The 18,260-nt window shown below is 47.7% G+C and carries 20 protein-coding genes; all 20 read right to left on the bottom strand.

What is annotated here, in order from left to right:
* Positions 1 to 7 precede the first annotated feature (7 nt).
* Positions 8 to 880: a M50 family metallopeptidase gene (locus JJQ88_RS14465; protein WP_210366756.1), complete on the bottom strand. Its 873-nt coding sequence runs from the start codon at positions 878 to 880 to the stop codon at positions 8 to 10.
* Positions 873 to 1,649, bottom strand: coding sequence for a M23 family metallopeptidase (locus JJQ88_RS14460; RefSeq protein ID WP_210366755.1), 777 nt, complete (start codon positions 1,647 to 1,649; stop codon positions 873 to 875). The genes JJQ88_RS14465 and JJQ88_RS14460 overlap by 8 nt, the downstream gene beginning before the upstream one ends.
* A 154-nt stretch (positions 1,650 to 1,803) precedes the next feature.
* Positions 1,804 to 2,607 carry a septum site-determining protein MinD gene (gene minD / locus JJQ88_RS14455; RefSeq protein WP_210366754.1) on the bottom strand — a complete coding sequence of 268 codons (804 nt, stop codon included), beginning with the start codon at positions 2,605 to 2,607 and terminating at the stop codon, positions 1,804 to 1,806.
* Between the two features lies 1 nt (position 2,608).
* Positions 2,609 to 3,289 (bottom strand): septum site-determining protein MinC, encoded by a 681-nt coding sequence (gene minC, locus JJQ88_RS14450; protein ID WP_210366753.1) that lies wholly within the window; start codon positions 3,287 to 3,289, stop codon positions 2,609 to 2,611.
* 315 nt (positions 3,290 to 3,604) lie between these two features.
* On the bottom strand, positions 3,605 to 4,126 hold the full coding sequence (gene mreD, locus JJQ88_RS14445) for a rod shape-determining protein MreD (RefSeq protein WP_210366752.1): 522 nt from the start codon (positions 4,124 to 4,126) through the stop codon (positions 3,605 to 3,607).
* Complete coding sequence (gene mreC, locus JJQ88_RS14440; protein WP_210366751.1) at positions 4,123 to 5,004, bottom strand: rod shape-determining protein MreC; 882 nt, start codon at positions 5,002 to 5,004, stop codon at positions 4,123 to 4,125. The genes mreD and mreC overlap by 4 nt, the downstream gene beginning before the upstream one ends.
* Before the next feature lie 64 nt (positions 5,005 to 5,068).
* Entirely contained in the window at positions 5,069 to 6,091 is a 1,023-nt protein-coding gene (locus tag JJQ88_RS14435) for a rod shape-determining protein (RefSeq protein ID WP_210366750.1), read from the bottom strand.
* Between the two features lie 159 nt (positions 6,092 to 6,250).
* Entirely contained in the window at positions 6,251 to 6,922 is a 672-nt protein-coding gene (gene radC, locus JJQ88_RS14430) for a RadC family protein (RefSeq protein WP_210366792.1), read from the bottom strand.
* Positions 6,923 to 7,007: 85 nt separating this feature from the next.
* Positions 7,008 to 7,580 carry a Maf family protein gene (locus tag JJQ88_RS14425; RefSeq protein WP_210366749.1) on the bottom strand — a complete coding sequence of 191 codons (573 nt, stop codon included), beginning with the start codon at positions 7,578 to 7,580 and terminating at the stop codon, positions 7,008 to 7,010.
* Between the two features lie 168 nt (positions 7,581 to 7,748).
* Entirely contained in the window at positions 7,749 to 8,768 is a 1,020-nt protein-coding gene (locus tag JJQ88_RS14420; protein WP_210366748.1) for an SPOR domain-containing protein, read from the bottom strand.
* A 119-nt stretch (positions 8,769 to 8,887) separates the two neighbouring features.
* Positions 8,888 to 9,697, bottom strand: a complete 810-nt coding sequence (locus JJQ88_RS14415) for a hypothetical protein (protein WP_210366747.1) — start codon at positions 9,695 to 9,697, stop codon at positions 8,888 to 8,890.
* Positions 9,694 to 10,311 (bottom strand): hypothetical protein, encoded by a 618-nt coding sequence (locus tag JJQ88_RS14410; protein ID WP_210366746.1) that lies wholly within the window; start codon positions 10,309 to 10,311, stop codon positions 9,694 to 9,696. Before JJQ88_RS14410 ends, JJQ88_RS14415 begins: the two co-directional genes overlap by 4 nt.
* Complete coding sequence (gene pilM / locus JJQ88_RS14405) at positions 10,311 to 11,297, bottom strand: type IV pilus biogenesis protein PilM (protein ID WP_210366745.1); 987 nt, start codon at positions 11,295 to 11,297, stop codon at positions 10,311 to 10,313. The genes JJQ88_RS14410 and pilM overlap by 1 nt, the downstream gene beginning before the upstream one ends.
* Before the next feature lie 19 nt (positions 11,298 to 11,316).
* Complete coding sequence (locus tag JJQ88_RS14400) at positions 11,317 to 12,078, bottom strand: prepilin peptidase (RefSeq protein ID WP_210366744.1); 762 nt, start codon at positions 12,076 to 12,078, stop codon at positions 11,317 to 11,319.
* Positions 12,079 to 12,480: a type II secretion system protein gene (locus JJQ88_RS14395; RefSeq protein WP_210366743.1), complete on the bottom strand. Its 402-nt coding sequence runs from the start codon at positions 12,478 to 12,480 to the stop codon at positions 12,079 to 12,081.
* Positions 12,481 to 12,607: 127 nt separating this feature from the next.
* Positions 12,608 to 13,813, bottom strand: coding sequence for a type II secretion system F family protein (locus tag JJQ88_RS14390; RefSeq protein ID WP_210366742.1), 1,206 nt, complete (start codon positions 13,811 to 13,813; stop codon positions 12,608 to 12,610).
* Between the two features lies 1 nt (position 13,814).
* Positions 13,815 to 14,855, bottom strand: a complete 1,041-nt coding sequence (locus tag JJQ88_RS14385) for a type IV pilus twitching motility protein PilT (RefSeq protein WP_210366741.1) — start codon at positions 14,853 to 14,855, stop codon at positions 13,815 to 13,817.
* A 13-nt stretch (positions 14,856 to 14,868) separates the two neighbouring features.
* A complete protein-coding gene (locus JJQ88_RS14380) occupies positions 14,869 to 16,533 on the bottom strand; it encodes a GspE/PulE family protein (RefSeq protein WP_210366740.1) in 1,665 nt (554 codons plus the stop codon).
* Positions 16,534 to 16,556: 23 nt separating this feature from the next.
* Positions 16,557 to 17,915, bottom strand: a complete 1,359-nt coding sequence (locus JJQ88_RS21695; RefSeq protein WP_210366739.1) for a VanW family protein — start codon at positions 17,913 to 17,915, stop codon at positions 16,557 to 16,559.
* Complete coding sequence (locus JJQ88_RS14370; protein WP_210366738.1) at positions 17,894 to 18,172, bottom strand: hypothetical protein; 279 nt, start codon at positions 18,170 to 18,172, stop codon at positions 17,894 to 17,896. Before JJQ88_RS14370 ends, JJQ88_RS21695 begins: the two co-directional genes overlap by 22 nt.
* Positions 18,173 to 18,260: the final 88 nt, after the last annotated feature.

Here is an 18,260-nt window from a genome sequence, read left to right as displayed (position 1 = left end):
TATTATCCTACGGAGAATAGGTGTAAAGCAAATCTCCTATTCTGGCTGACATCATTTTCTCTGTAAAGAAAGCATGGAGCAATTCGTTCTCATCCATGACCGTTTCATGGCCATTGTCCTTCCTGACGATGACCGGGTGCTTGTATCCCCGCTGGAATTTCTCCAGCACCTTCCCGACGGTTTCGTTCTCGTCGACGTTCAATGGCTTGAGCTGGCGGAAGTCTGCTTGCTTTCCGTAATGCCTTTCCATCAAGAAGCGCATGAAAATGAATCGGCGCTGTCTCCATTCGTAATAGAGTGAGATGGCAAGGAAGATGATGATGATCCAGGCATTCAAGGTCAATGGGGCCAAATAGAGGAGGATGGCAGAAAAAATAGCCAGAGCGCCGGCCGAAAAATAAATGGTACGCAGATGGGCTGCCGGGAATGGCTCATTCATCGATAAGAGGATAAAAACGAGCTTTCCGCCATCGAGCGGCCAGATTGGAAGCAGATTAAAAAAAAGGACCATCAGATTATATTCAATGAACAGAGTAGCCCATTTTTCCGGAAAACTGCCGGCAAGCATCAAAATATAAGCCGCAGCTATCATCCAGAGGTGCTGAAGCGGGCCCGATAATACGACAACAAGTTCCTCCTTGACCGGCCTGTTTCCATGCTCATCCATTTCAGCCACCCCGCCAAAAGGAAGGAGGGCGATGTTCTTTATTCGCCAGGAAAAAAAAGAAGCCGCTGCACCATGCCCCAGCTCATGGACAAAAATAATCAGCAGCATCATCAATAGTTCAATAAAATGCGCCGTAGCGACAGCAAGGGCGATGGCAACCCATAGTAAAGGATGGATTTGTATTTTCCGTAAAAGCCCGGCTGCCTTATTCAAATTTGATCACCTGTACCGGGTCAATGAAGTCATTTCCTTTTTTAATCGCAAAATAGAAGGAACCTTTCGTTCCATCCGCGCGATCCATTGCCGTCCCAACTTTTGCGCCCTTCGCAATATATTCATACAGGCTCACTTCTACGCCGTCAAGGTTCCCGTACCATGTCTCGCTTTTGTCAGCATGCTGGACAATGACAGTCTTCCCGAAACCTTCTTTCTTGCCGACGAAATGGACTAGACCTTCATCCATTGCCTCGACAGAAGCGCCCTTCCCGGTTTCAATCATGATACGCTGACCATTATCGCCAAAGTCCTCAAGGATTTTCCCGGAGGCAGGCAGAGCGTATTGATTATCATCTTCCACTTGATGTTTATCCTCAGAAGCGTCCTTTTTGGCCGGCAGCAGGGCGAGCGGTTTGCCGAATTGTTTTTCGTACCAGTCTGATACTGCCGCAAACTGGAATTCCTGCCCCATTGCCTGTTTGATATGGCCCTGGATTGTTACAGCTTTTTCGGCAGGGCTGCGGAACAAAATCGCAACAATCAAAACAAGGCAGGCTGAAGCCAGTATCTTGAAAAGAAAAATTTCCTTCTGGAATAGTGGATGCCCCCCGTCTCCTGGCCCTGAATCATAGGACGGCAGCCGTTCAAAGCCGTGGCGCTCTTCCTCGGAAAAGAGAAAACGCCGATCGTTCAACTTCTCCATCCGCTCTCTTTCTTTCTTCCTCTTCAACATCCTTTTCCGCATTTCCTCAGTTCTCGAGTTCATCGCATCCCCCACCAATCCCCTTGTACTCTCAGTTAGTACAAGTGTATGACCTGTCCATTGCGAATATGCTGAAATAAGGGAAGCAAAAGGCAACTGTCTCCAAGGGCAAACAAAAAAATGCCTGCCCCGATGCGTTCAGGGGCAGGCGCGGTTATTATCTGACTCCAAAGAATTTCTTTATCCTGGAGAATACACTTTTGCTTTCATTTTCAAGCTGCTGCAGCGGAACTGACTCGCCAAGGATTCTCCTTGCAATGTTCCGATAGGCAATCGCTGCTTTGCTGTTTGGATTGAGGGCAATTGGTTCGCCATGGTTTGATGCCCTGATGACTTCGTCGTCATCGGCAACGATCCCGATCAAATCGATTGAAAGATGGGTTGTGATTTCATCGACATCAAGCATATCGCCATTTTTCATCATATGGCTGCGGATCCGATTGATGACAAGCTTAGGGGACTCTACGTTTTCTTCCTTCTCCAGCAATCCGATGATCCTGTCAGCATCCCTGACAGCTGAAACTTCAGGAGTCGTCACCACGATTGCCTTATCCGCCCCTGCCACCGCATTTTTATATCCCTGTTCGATTCCGGCCGGGCAGTCGATGATGATATAGTCATAATCCTGCTTCAGCTGATTGACCAAATCCTTCATTTGTTCCGGCTGCACAGCGGTCTTGTCGCTTGTCTGTGCGGCAGGCAGCAGATACAAGTGATCATCAAAGCGTTTATCTTTCACCAGCGCCTGATGGATCTTGCACCTGCCTTCGATGACATCCACTAAATCATATATAATACGGTTTTCAAGCCCCATGACGACGTCCAGGTTGCGCAAGCCAATGTCAGTATCGACGAGGCAGACCCTTTTTCCTTGGAGTGCCAAAGCCGTACCTATATTGGCAGAAGTTGTCGTTTTTCCAACTCCGCCTTTTCCGGATGTAATGACGATCGCTTCTCCCATGTTAGCGGCCTCCTTCAAATCTCGTTAAATTAGGTCTTTTCTTCATCAAAACTTGCAATCTATCAACAACAATCTGCTGGTTATCCGATATGTACGCACACTCCATGATCCTGTTCTCATCATCCTGCGGCTGATCTGGCGCACGATTGATACAGTCGTTGATCCGGAGCTGGGATGGTTTCATCATGGATGCCGCAATCACTGCATCCGCATTTCCCTCGCATCCAGCATGGGCAATCCCTTTCAACGCACCCATAATGAAGATATTCCCTGTCGCCTTGACTGTTCCTCCGGGATTCACATCGCCGATAAGAAGTAAATCCCCGACAATTTCAAGTACCTGTCCCGAACGGATGACGCGTGCTACTGTGACGATTTCCGACTCCTGTATCATCCGCTCGGCTTCAGCCTTGGTCATCACGTTCGTTTCAAGATCCTCGACAATCAAGTTGCGCTTTTGCCGGATCAGTTCCTTCAGTTCTTCCTGCTGCTCATCACTAAGGTAGCGATTCCCCGCCTTCACTTTGACGGACAGTAGCTGCTGATCGTCGTTCACCCGTGTTGAATTGGAAAGCTTTCTGTCCAGCTCTTTTTTCAAATCTTCATAGGAACAAGTATCGTCCAAATGGAGCGTCAAACCATCCTTTGTCCCTTTAATTGTCACATTTTGTATTTTCTTCATACTGGATGTTCACCTCGTAAGAAAAGTGCAGGCACCTGTTAAAGCCAGACGCCTTCTCGGTGGAAAACGGCATCCTCCCTTCTAAAAACAACGAAAGGTCCGTCTTGCCCGGTCCATAACCGAAAGGCTGAAAGGAACCTACGGAAGCCATTCGCCCTTTCCTTCCGAAGGCATGGCTATCCATGTGGGCCCAGGAACTGCAACTTGACAATATTCTGCATAGAGAAGCTGGTCCATGATCCCCGCTAAAAGAAATTCGACAAGCATGTATCAGATTCCTTTAATTAGATTGGTGAGGACCAAGAAATTTCTTGGTCATTGCGCATTGCGCAATCTTTCGGCAGCATTCTCGAACTGCCTTTTGAATGGATAGGCAGCCAGGATGATGAAGGCAAGATTTAAAATCAAGGTCGGATACATCCTGATTTTTAAAAACACTGCAAACTCCAGATCCGTCACTTTGATCAAGTGCATAAACTGATAAGCGCTGATTTCAAGCAATGCAATGCCGATCAGGGAGAGTAAAGAGACAATCAGAATGTTCGTTTGGAGCATCTTCATCATATAAGCGAATAGATAAGCGATCAAAGGAAACAGGACAAGATAGATCCCGATTATTTCTGTATAGACAAGATCAAAGAGCAGACCAAAGATAAGTCCATAAAGAATTCCCTGCTTTTGCCCCACATATGCTGTCAGAAAAAGTATTCCAGCCATCAGGAAGTGGGGGACCAGAATACGATCACTATTGAAAAGCTCTGCAGGGAGAAATTCCACAAAAAGGCTCTCGAGGATAAACAGGAACACGAATAGAGCAGGGAGGAGGAAACGGGTCATTTCCCTTCCTCCTCTCCATCCGACTCATCAGGGAATTCAACAGAATCCATGACCTTTTTCACAACCATTACATGCTCCAGATCATACAGGTCCGCTTCAGGTTTCACATAGGCTGTCTGGTTCAGGCCGAATTCATCCGGAACAACCTTCACAACCTTCCCGATTGGCAAATCTTTAGGGAAAACACCGCCCATTCCTGAAGTCACGACATTTTCCCCTTTTTTAACCTTGGCGTCATAAGGAAGTCCTTTCATCAATAACAGTTCTTTCTCCTTATCGTAGCCCTCAATCGTCCCATGAAGTTTTTTCTCACCCTGGAGGATGGCAGAAATCCTGTTTGCCGGATCCAGGGCGCTTACAAGCTGAACAGTGGAAGAAAACGGGGTCGTGCTTTTGACTTTTCCAATCAGTCCCCGCGACGTGACGACGGCCATATTCTTCTCAATGCCATTCGCTTTTCCTTTGTTGATGACAATCAGTTCATTCCATCGCTCCGGGTTGCGGGCAACGACGATTGCCTGCTTTGGTTCATATTTTGAAAGGGACTCTTTCTTATCCAGGATTTCCTGAAGCTCCTCGTTGTCTCTTTCAAGGGAATATACTTTCGCTTCAAGTCGGGCCATATCATCCAACCGTTTTTTCAGTTCTTTATTTTCTTGATATGTATTTTGCAAGTCTTGAAGATTCTCAAACCAGCCGGCCACGTAGTGTGCTGGCCTGGATACAAGGGATTGCACCCAGCTTGTAGAGTCTTTGACAAACTGCTCTGGCCAGGTCAATTCTTCCCTTTCCCTTAAAGAAAAACCAATCAATGCCACGAGGACTATAATGCTTACGAGCAGCATTAACAGGCGTTTATTCAAAAAAAACTGTGGCATGATCTACACCTCTCCGTATTAGTAACGAGAAGAAGGGAAATGGGCGCGCCATTCCCTACTCCTTTTATCTTGATTCTTTTGCCTTATTTTTGAATAGATCGATGTGATCCAATGCCTTTCCTGTTCCGATAGCGACACAATCAAGCGGATCGTCTGCGATCAATACGGGCATTTTTGTCTCTTCACTGATTACCTTGTCCAGGTTGCGCAGCAAAGCTCCCCCTCCAGTTAGGACGATGCCGCGGTCCATGATATCTGAAGCGAGTTCGGGTGGTGTTTTCTCAAGCGTCAATTTGACAGCATCGATAATGGCATACACTGTATCATGCAGGGCTTTCGCGATTTCCGCAGCCGTGATTTCAATCGTTTTCGGAAGTCCGGTCAGCAGGTCGCGGCCGCGGATTTCCATATTTTCGATTCCCTCTGCAGCGCCAGCAGAACCGACTTCAACCTTGATTGTTTCCGCGGTCCTTTCTCCGATCATAAGGTTGTATGTCTTGCGGATATAATTGGTGATCGCGTCATCCATGTCGTCACCCGCGACGCGTACCGATTGGGAAGTCACGATGCCTCCAAGCGAGATGATCGCAACCTCTGTCGTCCCTCCGCCAATATCTACAACCATGCTGCCTGTCGGCTCCCATACAGGCAGGTTTGCCCCTATGGCGGCCGCAAATGGTTCCTCGATCGTGAAGGCATCCTTTGCCCCCGCCTGGCGAGTCGCGTCGATAACCGCACGCTCTTCGACAGCCGTGATTCCTGAAGGCACGCAAATCATGACATAAGGCTTGCCCGCAAACAAGCCTTTGCTTTTGGTCGCCTGCTTAATATAATATTTCATCATTGTCGCTGTTGTTTCATAATCGGCAATGACCCCATCCTTCATTGGCCTTAAAGCAACGACATTGCCTGGTGTCCGTCCGATCATGTTTTTCGCGTCATTTCCGACAGCAACGATACTTTTAGTATCAGTCTGAAGAGCCACGACCGACGGCTCCCTTAGAACGATTCCTTTTCCTTTTACATATACAAGTGTATTAGCTGTCCCCAGATCGATTCCGAGGTCTCTAGTCCCAATTCCAAACATTGTTGTATCTCCCTTTCTCAGCATAAATCAATTAAAGAACAAGCAATCTATTTAAGAAAATAAGAATGATTGTCATACCAGATTTTTTTGACATTTCTTCAAAAAGCCAGCAAAAACCATAAAATATATTATATCTTAAGGTTCAACAAAATCCTAGTATCATACATACCCTTTTTCCTTCAAACTAACATATTTGTTTTCGCCGATGATTAAGTGGTCGAGCAGTTCAATGCCGACTATCTTTCCTGACTCTGCCAGGCGTTTGGTGACCTCGATATCCTCCCTGCTTGGAGACGGGTCTCCTGAAGGATGGTTATGGACGCAGATGAGCGAAGCTGCCGAACGGCGAACAGCTTCCTTGTATACCTCGCGCGGGTGGACAATCGAAGCATTGAGGCTGCCGATAAAAATCGTCTGCTTATGGAGGATTTGGTTTTTCGTGTTTAAATAAAGACAGACGAAATGCTCCTGTGTCAGGAAACGCATATCGTTCATCAAATATTTCGCTCCATCTTCAGGGGAACGGATCACATAGCGTTCTTCAAGTGTATGGCTGGCAATGCGCCTGCCGATTTCCACTGCTGCGAGGACATGGATTGCCTTCGCTTTGCCCACACCTTTAATTTGGGTCAGTTCTTCAAGTGTAGCATCCTTTAACAGCCGCAGTCCCTCGAACTGGGAAAGCATCCGGTTGGCCAGCTGCAGGACGGATTCTTCACGTGTGCCTGTCCCAAGCAGCAGGGCAAGCAACTCATGATTTGACAGGCTCTGGGGGCCATTTTGGATAAAACGTTCCCTTGGCCGCTCATTTTGTGGATAATCTTTTATCATCAATGGATTTGAAACCAAATGAATTCCTCCCGGTCATATATTTATGACGAGGGAAGTGTAGAAGAAGTTTCTGTGGCAATCTAAATCAATAAGGAAGGATGAAACCCATTTTCTTGAGCTCCCTGATAAGTCTTGATACAGGAAGTCCAACAACTGTGAAGTAATCACCACTGATATGCTTGACAAGCATGCTTCCAAAACCCTGGATTCCGTAGCCGCCTGCTTTATCAAATGGTTCACCGCTCTTTATATAGGTGTCGATTTCTTCATCTGACAATTCCCAGAACGTCACATCTGTTTTTTCGTAAAACCGTTCTTCCTTCCAGGGGGAGTGGATGGAAACCCCAGTATAGACAGCGTGTGTGTTCCCGGACAGCTTTCTTAGCATGGAAGCTGCTTCCTGTTCATCTGAAGGTTTCCCAAGAATCGTGCCGCCGTGGACGACAACTGTATCCGAACCGATGATGAAACAATCAGGATAGTTTCCAGCTACCGCCCTGGCTTTCCTTGAAGCAAGCTCCATCACTGCTTCAGCTGGCGTAAGCTCATCGCTGAAACTTTCGTCTGCATCGCTGCTGGAAATTTCAAATGGTAAGCGGAGTGTTTCCAGAAGTTCTTTTCGCCGTGGAGAAGAAGAGGCTAAAATGAGGCGCTGCATATGATCACCTTTCTAAATCGATTTGCATCTTAGGGAGATACAAGCTAATCGTAACAGACTTCCTCCCCGCAAACAATGATTTGTCGACAAAAAACATGGTCCGCCTCACGATTGGCAGACCATCCTAATTTGTACAATTTCCCGGAAAATATTTTTACATTCAAAGGGTCAATTCCCGATTGCCTGATAGGCAGAAAGAAATGACAACAGCCCGTTCCTTGATTCAGAAAGTAGCTTTTCATCCTTGGTTGACTGATATGCAATGAATGCCTTGCTTGCATTTTCAATGCCGGCTTTTGCCTTCCGGATATTTTTATCCTTGATATCTTTATCGGCAATGGCGGCAACCATCGAATGATAGTCCTTTACCTTTTTCAGATCCTCCGCTGTCCCAACAATCCCGGCTGTTAAGATTGAATAGATTTCAGGCGCCTTCCGGAGGAAATCCGCTTCACTTTCATTAAGACTGGAAACTTTCCCTCCTGCAACCTCAACAGGCTTCGCGAATACTTCAATCCCTTTCGCTTGGATTTCCTCGCTGTTTTTTTTGGCTTCCTCAATCGATCCGGCTATCCCCATATAAATCGCATATTGGCCCCCAAATGTAAAAATTTGCGCGCCCACGCCTTTCTCCCTTAGCAAGTCAAGCCTTGCTTTGGCCGCACCCTCTGTTGTGAACACACCATTCTGGACAATAAAGGCTTTTAGGCTGGCTAAATCTAGCGATTCACTTCCAGCTGGAGGATTTTCGGTGTTTTTTTCTGCAGGTTCAAAAGCTCCCTGCAGGGCACTCGGTTCCTCGGAGGTGACCAGCTTGAGGATCGTGACCCCAAAAGCGGAGCCCAGCAAAATCGCAAAAAAGACGGTAAGGAATATCCTTGTATAGAAATGCTTGCTTTGGCTGCCTTTCTTATTCCAGACAGATATCGCAACTTTTCCCTTCAGTTTCTTGGCCGGCTTTGGGGCAATTTTATATTCCTTCGGAGGTTCCCCTGCAACTGGATCCGGCAGAATCCAATCAAAGCTGTCCTCTGCTGTTTCCTTTGCAGCTGCCGTTTCCAGCAATGTTTCATCTCTGTTTCCTAATAGTTCCCCGCCGTTCTTCTCCTTTTCGACATGCCTATCTGTTTTTAACAGGCGGTCCTTGCCATTTATTTTGATGGTGATCGTCTTTCCCTGCTTGTCCAACGTACATCCCTCCTCCTGCCGATCTAGTCTTGCTTCATCCTATCACATGGCCAAAAAAAAATAACAAGACTTTTGTCGTCTTGTTATAGAATGATTTCGTCAATTTTTTCACTTGAAGATTACTCATCTTCCTCTTCATCGAAAGACCGTTCTATTTCAGCGGGACTACCCTCGGAAAGATCACTGAGCGCCGGGAACGGGTTCCGCTTGCCTGCTGGTTCAGGAACCTGGATTTTAGGAGTTGAACCTTCCTGGTCTTCTGGCTCTTCCAGAAAAAATGCATTCACAGTCAATGTCATTTCGATCGATTCATTAGAATCGGAAAGGGCAGCTACTTCCTCAGGTCCCTTAAAGGAAATCGAATCGACCACTACGGCCCTGTCCAGGGATTCCAGTGTTTCAATGAATTGTTCAAGTTCAAAGTAGCTTTCTGAAGCAACAATGATTGTCACCTGCGAGTTTGATATTCCCTCTGGCATTACGACATCCCAAAGCGATCCGCCCGCCTGGCCATCCTTTTGCCTTTCCGGACCAGAAGCCGATTTCGCTTCCTTTTCCTTCTCACGGACAGTTGTCTGATCACGGCCGCCTGCTGTGGATCCTTTGTCGAACTCCATTGATGTGATCAGGCTGTTGGAAACGATTTCTGCTTTTTCAAAATCTAACATCAGCTGTTCGATCATCGGTTCTGCCGGTACCTGTTTTTGCAGTTCAGCGATGATATTGGCATCATCCTCATTTTTTGGAGCTAGCCTTTTCTCAAGCGCAACGTTCAGCTTCTGGATGGAATCGAGCTGCCGTTCCTTCGCTGCAAGGGTGTCTTCAAGCGGCGAAAGGTATAGGAAGGAAACTCCCAAATAATACAACACAACGATCAGGAATGCGGTCAGCGAGAAAATGGCCGTCTTTTTTTCCAGGTGGCCTTTCATTTGCCCTCGCCTCCTTCCACGTCGGCTCCCCAATTCTTTTTGAAATAATCCTGTTTGAAGCGGATTTCATATTCGGCGGTATAGCGAGGCAGGAAGGATCCTTCATCTCTTTCCGGCTCCAAAGCCATTTCTTCCGTTCCTTCGGCTGTGACACTCAGGATGCTTGCCTCCTTGACCCATTCTGCCTGATTCAAGGAACCCAAGTAAAAAGCCGCATCCCTTGAAGAATCGAATTGGAACACAGCCATGACCGAACCAGTCCCACTGTATTCGAATTCCTTGATGAACCCCCGCTCGGGCAGCAGGACGATGACATTTCGAAGCAACGGAACGGTCTCAACAGAGTATTGCCCAACCCAGTTTACAGCTGCCTTTAGCTTCTTGGCAGAGTTTTTCTCTGCGCTCCCGGCCAGTTGATCCTGCTGGAGCGCATTCAATTTTTGAATCGTTTCGATTTCCTTGTCAACAGTCCTCATTTCCATTTCCATACTTCTGCCCTGAAAGAAAAGGATTGCTGAAAGGATTCCCAGCAGCACAACTGTCAACACGACAATGAGGAGAAACGCAGACTTCTTCGCTTCCTTTTTGGGTAAAAGGTTAATCTCAACAAGCATCATGGCACCTCTTTCAATCCAAGACCGATTGCCAGATGATAAGCTCGCGGCAAAGCTTCGGCAGCACCTTCCTTGGCGCCGACTTTCAGCGTATGTACCGGAATCCCCCAGCGGTCCTGCAGGTCATGGACCACTCGATCAAGTTCCGGGTGGTCGCCATTCAGCAAAATCCGCGAGACTTCCCTGTTTCCCCGTGTCAGAGAGTATCGGTAAAAATCCATCAGCCTGGCGATTTCCCTATAGATTTCCTCAAACTGGATGGCTATTTCTGTAATTTCTCCATCATAAACGAATTCATAGCCTCCACTTGAAAGCTTCAATCTCCAATTATTATTCCCGTCAACAGGTAGATGGCGCAAGAACACAGGGATTGGCCCTTCAAAAATACACATGCTGACAAAATCGAGATCAAACTGGATGGACATCAATACCTCATCTTCAGAAGCAAGCCCATTTTGATGATAAAGCCTGTAATTGGCGAGCGCTGAGACATCCGCGGCGACAGGCTTAAGCTTCACGCTTCTAAAAAGGCTGGCATATTCATTCACGTACGCTTCTGGAGCCGCAAAGACAAGGACCTCCTGCTTCCTGCTTCCTTTATCGAGTACCAAGGTATCAAAGACAGGATCCTCGAACGGCAAATGGATCGTCGAGCCCAACTCCAGATACAGGTAGCCATGGATTTCATCTTCCTTAACATCTGCAGGGATCGACACCTTCCTGATGATAACCAGAGAGTCCGGAACGATGAAACGGATATCCCTCCTGGCAATCTTCCATTCATCAATGCATTCATCGAAGATATTAGCAAGTGTATCGAAATCCTGGACTTTGCCGTCTACAATGATTCCCGGCTGCAAAAGTCGCTCACCGTAACGAAGCGGGGTGACAGGATTCTTCTGTTTCAATTCCGCAAAGCGGATGGAATGGTCATTAAGGACAAGATTGACGGTTTTTCTTCTGCCAGAAAAAAAGGAAATGGCCATGTTTCATGAACTCCTTCAATTAAGAACCCGATGTTAATAGATTAAGATACATGCCGGCAAGCTGCTCGCCATAAAAGTAGGCAATGACCGTGCCAAGCGCAATGAATGGCCCAAAAGGAATTTGCTGCTTCCTTTTCAATATTCCAAGAAGCATGCCAATGATACCGAAAATAGCGCCAAAGAAGGTCGCAAAAAAGAAGGAGAGCAGCATTGCCTTGACTCCGATGGCATACCCGACCACCGCGAAAAGCTTGATATCACCGCCCCCCATCCCTCCCCTGCTCACGATCGCAATCGATAGGAGGAGCATGAAGCCTGCGGCTGCACCAGCAAGGGAATCCCACCACGGCAAAAGAGGTACAAAAGCACGTTCAATGACAAGGATGGCAGCGAAGACAATCAGCACCTTATCTGGAATGAGCATATACGCAAGATCAGAAACCGTGATGATGGTCAGCAAGGAAATAAGCGTTAGGGCGACCAGCAGTTCGGCACTCCAGCCTACAGCCATAGGGGCGAGCGCAAACAGGCCGCCTGTCAACAGTTCAATTAAAGGATAAACGGGCGAAATGCCGGCCTTGCAATGGCGGCATTTCCCCCTTTGAAATACATACGAAAGCACAGGTATCAGCTCGATCGGCATCAGTTTATGCCCGCATTTCGGGCATGACGACCCCGGCGCCACGATCGATTTCCCCTCAGGAACCCTGAGGCCGGCAACATTGAAGAACGAGCCGAGGATGAGGCCGAACAAGGCTAAAACAATGTAGTTTATCATCATTTATTCAAGCAGTTTTCCTTTTATTAATTCGGATTCTGTTATTTTCCTATTTTTGCTTGCCCCAAGGACTTTTACAGCCTTTTCATGCCCTCTGATCGTGAACACGCCATCTGAATACTCCACTACGAAGGTTTCATCATCGGCATTCGTAAGGTAATCTTTAAGCCCCTCTTTATTAGTCCATGTTGATATTGCTGGATCGGCTGTATGGGCCAGCTTCGCGGCGTTTATAATTTGGATTGCATCTTGCAAAGCAGCGTCATCCTTTGAATTATCAATTATCTTGCCAATGCTTGGCACCGCGATTGCCGCAATGATCCCCAGAATCACAATGACTGCCAGCAATTCTACCAGCGTGAATCCTCTTTGGTTGTCCCATTTCTTCTTCAATGCTTGTATCATTTCTTCCTCTCCTTTTTTAGTTCTTTTTAACTAGTTCTTTAGATTTAGTTTCTCGACACTATTATAGATGATAGACTATTAAATTTATATGAAAAACACATAAAATTTCCCTTATTTTGTATTTTTTTCATTTGACATGGTTGAAGATGTCGAACATTGGCACCATGATGGAGGTGACGATGGTGCCGACGAGAGCGGCAAGCACAATGATCATTGCCGGTTCAATCAGTGATTTGAGCTGATCGGTGCTTGTTTCCACTTCTTTTTCATAGAAGTCTGCGACCTTCCCTAGCATGCCATCAAGCGACCCGGTTTCTTCTCCGATGGCAATCATTTGGGTGACCAGTGGCGGGAATGCCCAGTGTTTGCGCATTGGGCCAGCCATCGATTGTCCGACCTCGAGCGCATCCCGGGATTGGCGGACCACTCTGGAAATCACTTCATTCTCTACGACGTTTTCGACAATCGCCAATGCCTGGAGGATCGGGACAGAGCTTGTGAACAGGGAGCTCAGGGTCCGAGCCATCCTGGCAAGCACTGCCTTCTGCAGCAGCTTCCCGAAAACCGGCATTCTCAGCAATGCATAATCGAGATAATACTTCGAGTTCCTATTCTTCCGCATCGCAATGATAGCAGCCATGAATGCAGCGAACATCAGCAAGATCACCCACCAGAACGATTGCATGGATTCACTCGCCGCAAGCACGAATCGGGTGATGGCCGGCAGCTCGCCGCCGAAGTCCGCGAACATTCCTACGAACGTCGGGACGACAGAGACAAGCAAAAAAATGACGACCCCGATAGCGAGCACTCCAATCACAGCGGGATAAGTCAAAGCCGTCTTCACTTTTTGCCTCGTGCTGTGCTGCTTTTCATAATGCTCAGCGAGCCGTTCAAGCGTCTCATCCATGTTTCCGCCCGCTTCACCTGCCTTGATCATATTGATATACATCGATGAAAAGATTTTATCATGATGTGAAGATGCCTGGGATAGCTGGGTCCCTTCGCGGAGTTCGGCCTCAATGTCAAGCAACGCTTTTCGCAATGCCTTGCTTTCGGTTTGGGACGCAAGGATCCTTGTTGATTCGACGACTGAAACGCCTGCCTTCAAAAGTGTCGCGAATTGCCTTAAGTAAATGACAAGATGCTGAAGCTTGACGGGATTGCCGATCGAGATTTCCTTTGTCAGCAGTGTTTCTGCAATTTCAACCATCTCGGTTGTCCTGATCCCTTGATCCCGAAGCTTTTCAAGTGCCTCCCGTTTCGAACCTGCTGTGATCGTTCCTGAACGTTTTTTTGTCCGGTCGCGGCCGGAGTATTTGAATCTGGCCATCCTACACCAGCGCTTCCTGCAAATAAGGCTCTGCTGATTCTTTTGAAATGACGCCTTTCAGGACAAGTTCTTTTATGCTCATCTCCAGTGTATGCATCCCGTGGATTTTGGAAGTTTGCATCACGCTGATGATTTGATGGATCTTTTCGTTCCTGATCAGGTTTGCCACAGCGGCATTATTGATCAGGATTTCAGTCGCGCCCCGGCGCCCTTTTTTGTCCGCCGTCGGGAACAGCCGCTGGGAGACGACCGAGACAAGTACGGAAGCGAGCTGGATGCGTATTTGCGCCTGCTGCCCTGGCGGGAAAACATCAATGATCCGATTGATTGTCGCCGGCGCACTTGAGGTATGGAGTGTCCCGAGGACAAGATGACCAGTTTCAGCAGCGGTAATCGCTGTCTGGATCGTATCAAGGTCGCGCATTTCGCCGACAAGGATGACATCCGGATCCTGCCGGAGGGCAGCCCTCAACCCATTGGAAAAATTATTTGTATCAAAGCCGATCTCCCGCTGGTCGATGATGCAGTTGCCATGCTTATGCAAGTATTCGATCGGGTCCTCGAGCGTCACGACATGCCTGCTCATCGATATATTCATGTATTGGATCAATGAGGCGAGCGTCGTCGACTTCCCGCTTCCGGTAGGGCCTGTCACAAGCACGAGACCCTGGGGCTTTTCGGCCACCTTCTTCAGGATATCCGGAAGCTTCAGCTCCTCGAGCGTCGGAATCCTTGTAGGAACAACCCGGATCGCGAGCGAAATACAGCCACGCTGGTGGTATGCATTAACCCTGAACCGTGATATTCCAGGAATTCCGTATGAAAAATCGAGTTCTCCCTTGTCCATGAACAGTTCCCACAGTTTTTCCGGGATGATGGCCTTTGCCATTCCTTCTGTATCACCAGGCAGCATGGACTCTCTCCCATATCGCCTCAGTTCCCCATTGATCCTCATAACAGGAGGGACTCCGACAGTTATATGTATATCCGATGCCTTCAGCTCGAAGCCTGAACGAAGCATATGATCGATTCTTTCTTTCATGTTTTCTCCCCGCTTATTCTGTTATTGCTACCCTTAAAACTTCCTCTGTTGTCGTCAGCCCTTGCCTGATTTTCAGCAATCCATCGTCAATCAGGAAGGTTGTCTCGTTCTGGATGGCTATTTCCCTTAGTTTCTGCACAGGTTCTTCGTTCATGATGGCCCTTCGCAGCACTTCATCGACTGTCAGCACCTCATGGATGGCAATCCTGCCCCGGTAACCTGTCATATTGCATGAAGAGCAGCCCCGGCCTTTCCAGACGGTCTCGATACGGATTCCCCTTTTGGTGAAAATATCAATCTCTCGTTTGGTTGGTGCCATCTCTTCAGCACAGTCCCGGCATACTTTCCGGACAAGCCGCTGGGCTACTACTCCGCTGAGCGAGGAAGCGACAAGGAAGGGTTCGATTCCCATATCGATCAGCCTTGTTATGGAACTGAGCGCATCATTCGTATGGACTGTACTGAGCACAAGATGGCCTGTCAGCGATGCCCTTACTGCGACCTCGGCGGTTTCCCTGTCACGGATTTCCCCGACCATGATGATGTTTGGGTCTTGGCGCAGGATAGACCGGAGTCCGGCAGCAAAAGTCATCCCGACGTTTGGATTGACTTGGATCTGGCTTATTCCTTCTAGCTGGTATTCCACTGGATCCTCGATCGTGATGATGTTGACTTCTTCACTATTAAGCTTATTAAGGGCTGCATACAGGGTCGAGGACTTTCCTGAACCTGTAGGCCCTGTGATCAGCACGATCCCATTCGGCCTGGAAATCATCTTCATGAAACGGGATAGATTGTGGCTGTTGAAGCCGAGTTTCCCGACATCATTCAGGGTGCTGCCCATGTCGAGGATCCGCAACACCACCTTCTCCCCATATACGGTCGGCAGGGTTGAAACGCGAAGGTCCACTGGATGGAAGTCCAAAGTTGCCTTGATTCTTCCATCTTGGGGGATGCGATTTTCTGTTATATCGAGATTGGCCATGATCTTGATCCGGGCAATCAGCACGTTTTGCATGTGCTTCGGGAAGACTCTCTCAATCCTGAGAATACCATCCACACGGTAACGGATGACCAACTTTGTCTCATGGGGATCGATATGGATGTCGCTTGCTTTGCTGGTCACCGCATTGGACAGCAGCTGGTTCACAAGCTTGATGACAGGGGAATCAGCTTCGTCCAGCTTATCTTCCTTCAATGTTTCCATGATGGTGTTTTCAATCCCAAGCAGCTCTTCAAATCCGTCATCACTATCATAATATTTATTGATTGCCCGGATGATATCATCCTTCGCAGCAATCGCTGTCTCGATCTGGAACCCAGTCGAAAGCCTGAGGTCATCAATCGTGAAAAAATCCATCGGGTCCGCCATCGCCACAAATAGCCGATGGCCTTCTTTTTTCAGCGGGATGACCAACTTCCTGATTGCTGTGTCTTTAGGAATCATTGAAAAAAGCTTTGTATCAAAAGGATAGCGGTAAAGGCTGATGTGCGGGATGCCAAGCTGGAATTCCAGGACTTCTATCAATTGCTGTTCAGTGATGAGACCTTTTTGCAGCAAGGCATCGCCGAGCTTCTGGCCGTCTGCTTTTTCAGCCAAGGCTTCTTGAAGCTGTTCGGCTGTTATCATCCCTGTTTCGACCAATAGATCACCAAGCCGCTTTCTCGTTTGTTTCATTTTTCATCTCCCCGCCTTCCATCCTACTTTGGCTCCTCATCCGGCTTCCCCCATAAGCCGCCATCATCGCCATTTGTCCCGCAAGCCGAAATTCCTTCGCCTTTATCATCTGGTTGATTGGAATGATCCGGCAGGCTGGCATCCCTGTTTACCCCGGTGCCCACCTGTTCCTTTCCCGCTGTTTGGGTCCCTGTCCGGTTCAATGTTTTGGGGCTGTCTCCCGGCCCTGATGCTGATGGCTTCCCGGCCGGGGAAAGAGGATGGATTTCGATTCGGTGGACTGGTGGATAAAAATCTTCCGCTATCGTTTCAGTCTTGAGCCATTCTCCGGTTTTCGCGTATACATCCCTGGATACCTTCACAAGGATGCCCGCTTTCCCCTTTTGCTCGACTCGCTTTTGTCCTTGCTGGAGAAGCGCTGAATATTGCTTTATAGTCCTTGGCGTGAATTCCTGCTGTTCACCTGCATGAACCTTATAATTATATAATAGGGGCACCCCTGTTACCGATACCTTAAGCCTGGAATCATCCATTTCCAATTGTATCTTGATGGGTTGCCCATTCGGATTGTACAGCATGAAGTCCAGATTTTTTTCAAAGTCCACCCTTGCCTCATATCCTGGCTCCATCGCTTCAAGGACGGAGCTGCTGATATGCCGCTCGGAAATCAGTATGTTCGTCGGAAGGACTGCCTTGTAGATTGCTGAAGATATCAGGCTGATGGCAGAGGCAGAGATGTTATCGGCATTGTTTTCCGCAAGCCATTCCTTCATGGAAAAGTTCGATTTGGCTGCCATTTCAATGGTCGGGAATGCATCAGCCAAATCAGCGGCCACCCGATTTGTACCGGACAGTTCCACGGTCGAAGAAGAGATCAAAACTGGCTTTTTCTCGGGAAGATAATCTTCCAAGTTGATTCGCACGTCCTCTGCAAATTCCATTCCAGCCTTGATGAGAGCCTTTTCCAGACTTGGTTTATCAAGGTCTTCCTCCATCCCCTTGATAGCCTCGAAACCATTGAACACATCACCCTTCAGTTCAATCAGCAGTGGATTCTGTTTGCCGTCAGCTGCCGAGGAGATTGATTCATCCAGCAGAAAAACGAAATCTGCAGGCTCAACCCTAAGTTCCTGTTCTTTATAGACGATTTCGAATTTGGAGCTTCCATGCCAACGTTTTATTTTCTTCTCAAGGAATCGCCTGGCTTCTTCTTGCGATTTCCCGGTAACATCCAACATGCCAATATATGTATTTTTTGGGTATACTGTGTTCTTAGAAGAACGGGAATCGAAAGCAGACACTCCGGAATAAGTCAGACTGAAGATGGAAAGTGAACAAACAAAAAGAAGCAGCAAGAATTTTAATATTTTTTGCTTTCCCACAAATGCCGTCCTCCCGAATGAATTAGTCCTGTTTCAGTGAAATGTGCAGCTAACCTGTTCCACCTGATCCATGGGTACATATCCAGCTCCATGATTTCTTCCGGCTCATCTATCTTAAAAAACCGATGCCTGTTGCCGCCATCAAAATCTAGCCCATTGCTTCCGCCTCTGTTCCTTTCTTCAGGCGATGAGGCATGTTCCTCAAGTGGCGGTTTCAAGTCAGACAGCTGAAGCTTTTGGATCCAAAGTCCAGCCAAGAACCCAAGCTGGTGGAGGCGAGCGCTTCCTTGTCTGTCTCCATGAAACCCTTATCCTTTTGTTCAGATGATGAACTGCATTGGTTAA

Source organism: Bacillus sp. REN3, from assembly GCF_017912555.1.
Taxonomy (GTDB): domain Bacteria; phylum Bacillota; class Bacilli; order Bacillales; family Cytobacillaceae; genus Mesobacillus.
This window is presented reverse-complemented; position numbering and strand designations above follow the sequence as displayed.

Coding starts and splice junctions, on each gene's coding strand:
- JJQ88_RS14460 (WP_210366755.1), bottom strand. CDS start 1,649: ATGAACTCGAGAACTGAGGAAATGCGGAAAAGGATGTTGAAGAGGAAG.
- minD (WP_210366754.1), bottom strand. CDS start 2,607: ATGGGAGAAGCGATCGTCATTACATCCGGAAAAGGCGGAGTTGGAAAA.
- minC (WP_210366753.1), bottom strand. CDS start 3,289: ATGAAGAAAATACAAAATGTGACAATTAAAGGGACAAAGGATGGTTTG.
- mreD (WP_210366752.1), bottom strand. CDS start 4,126: ATGACCCGTTTCCTCCTCCCTGCTCTATTCGTGTTCCTGTTTATCCTC.
- mreC (WP_210366751.1), bottom strand. CDS start 5,004: ATGCCACAGTTTTTTTTGAATAAACGCCTGTTAATGCTGCTCGTAAGC.
- JJQ88_RS14435 (WP_210366750.1), bottom strand. CDS start 6,091: ATGTTTGGAATTGGGACTAGAGACCTCGGAATCGATCTGGGGACAGCT.
- radC (WP_210366792.1), bottom strand. CDS start 6,922: ATGATAAAAGATTATCCACAAAATGAGCGGCCAAGGGAACGTTTTATC.
- JJQ88_RS14425 (WP_210366749.1), bottom strand. CDS start 7,580: ATGCAGCGCCTCATTTTAGCCTCTTCTTCTCCACGGCGAAAAGAACTT.
- JJQ88_RS14415 (WP_210366747.1), bottom strand. CDS start 9,697: ATGAAAGGCCACCTGGAAAAAAAGACGGCCATTTTCTCGCTGACCGCA.
- JJQ88_RS14410 (WP_210366746.1), bottom strand. CDS start 10,311: ATGCTTGTTGAGATTAACCTTTTACCCAAAAAGGAAGCGAAGAAGTCT.
- pilM (WP_210366745.1), bottom strand. CDS start 11,297: ATGGCCATTTCCTTTTTTTCTGGCAGAAGAAAAACCGTCAATCTTGTC.
- JJQ88_RS14400 (WP_210366744.1), bottom strand. CDS start 12,078: ATGATGATAAACTACATTGTTTTAGCCTTGTTCGGCCTCATCCTCGGC.
- JJQ88_RS14395 (WP_210366743.1), bottom strand. CDS start 12,480: ATGATACAAGCATTGAAGAAGAAATGGGACAACCAAAGAGGATTCACG.
- JJQ88_RS14390 (WP_210366742.1), bottom strand. CDS start 13,813: ATGGCCAGATTCAAATACTCCGGCCGCGACCGGACAAAAAAACGTTCA.
- JJQ88_RS14385 (WP_210366741.1), bottom strand. CDS start 14,855: ATGAAAGAAAGAATCGATCATATGCTTCGTTCAGGCTTCGAGCTGAAG.
- JJQ88_RS14380 (WP_210366740.1), bottom strand. CDS start 16,533: ATGAAACAAACGAGAAAGCGGCTTGGTGATCTATTGGTCGAAACAGGG.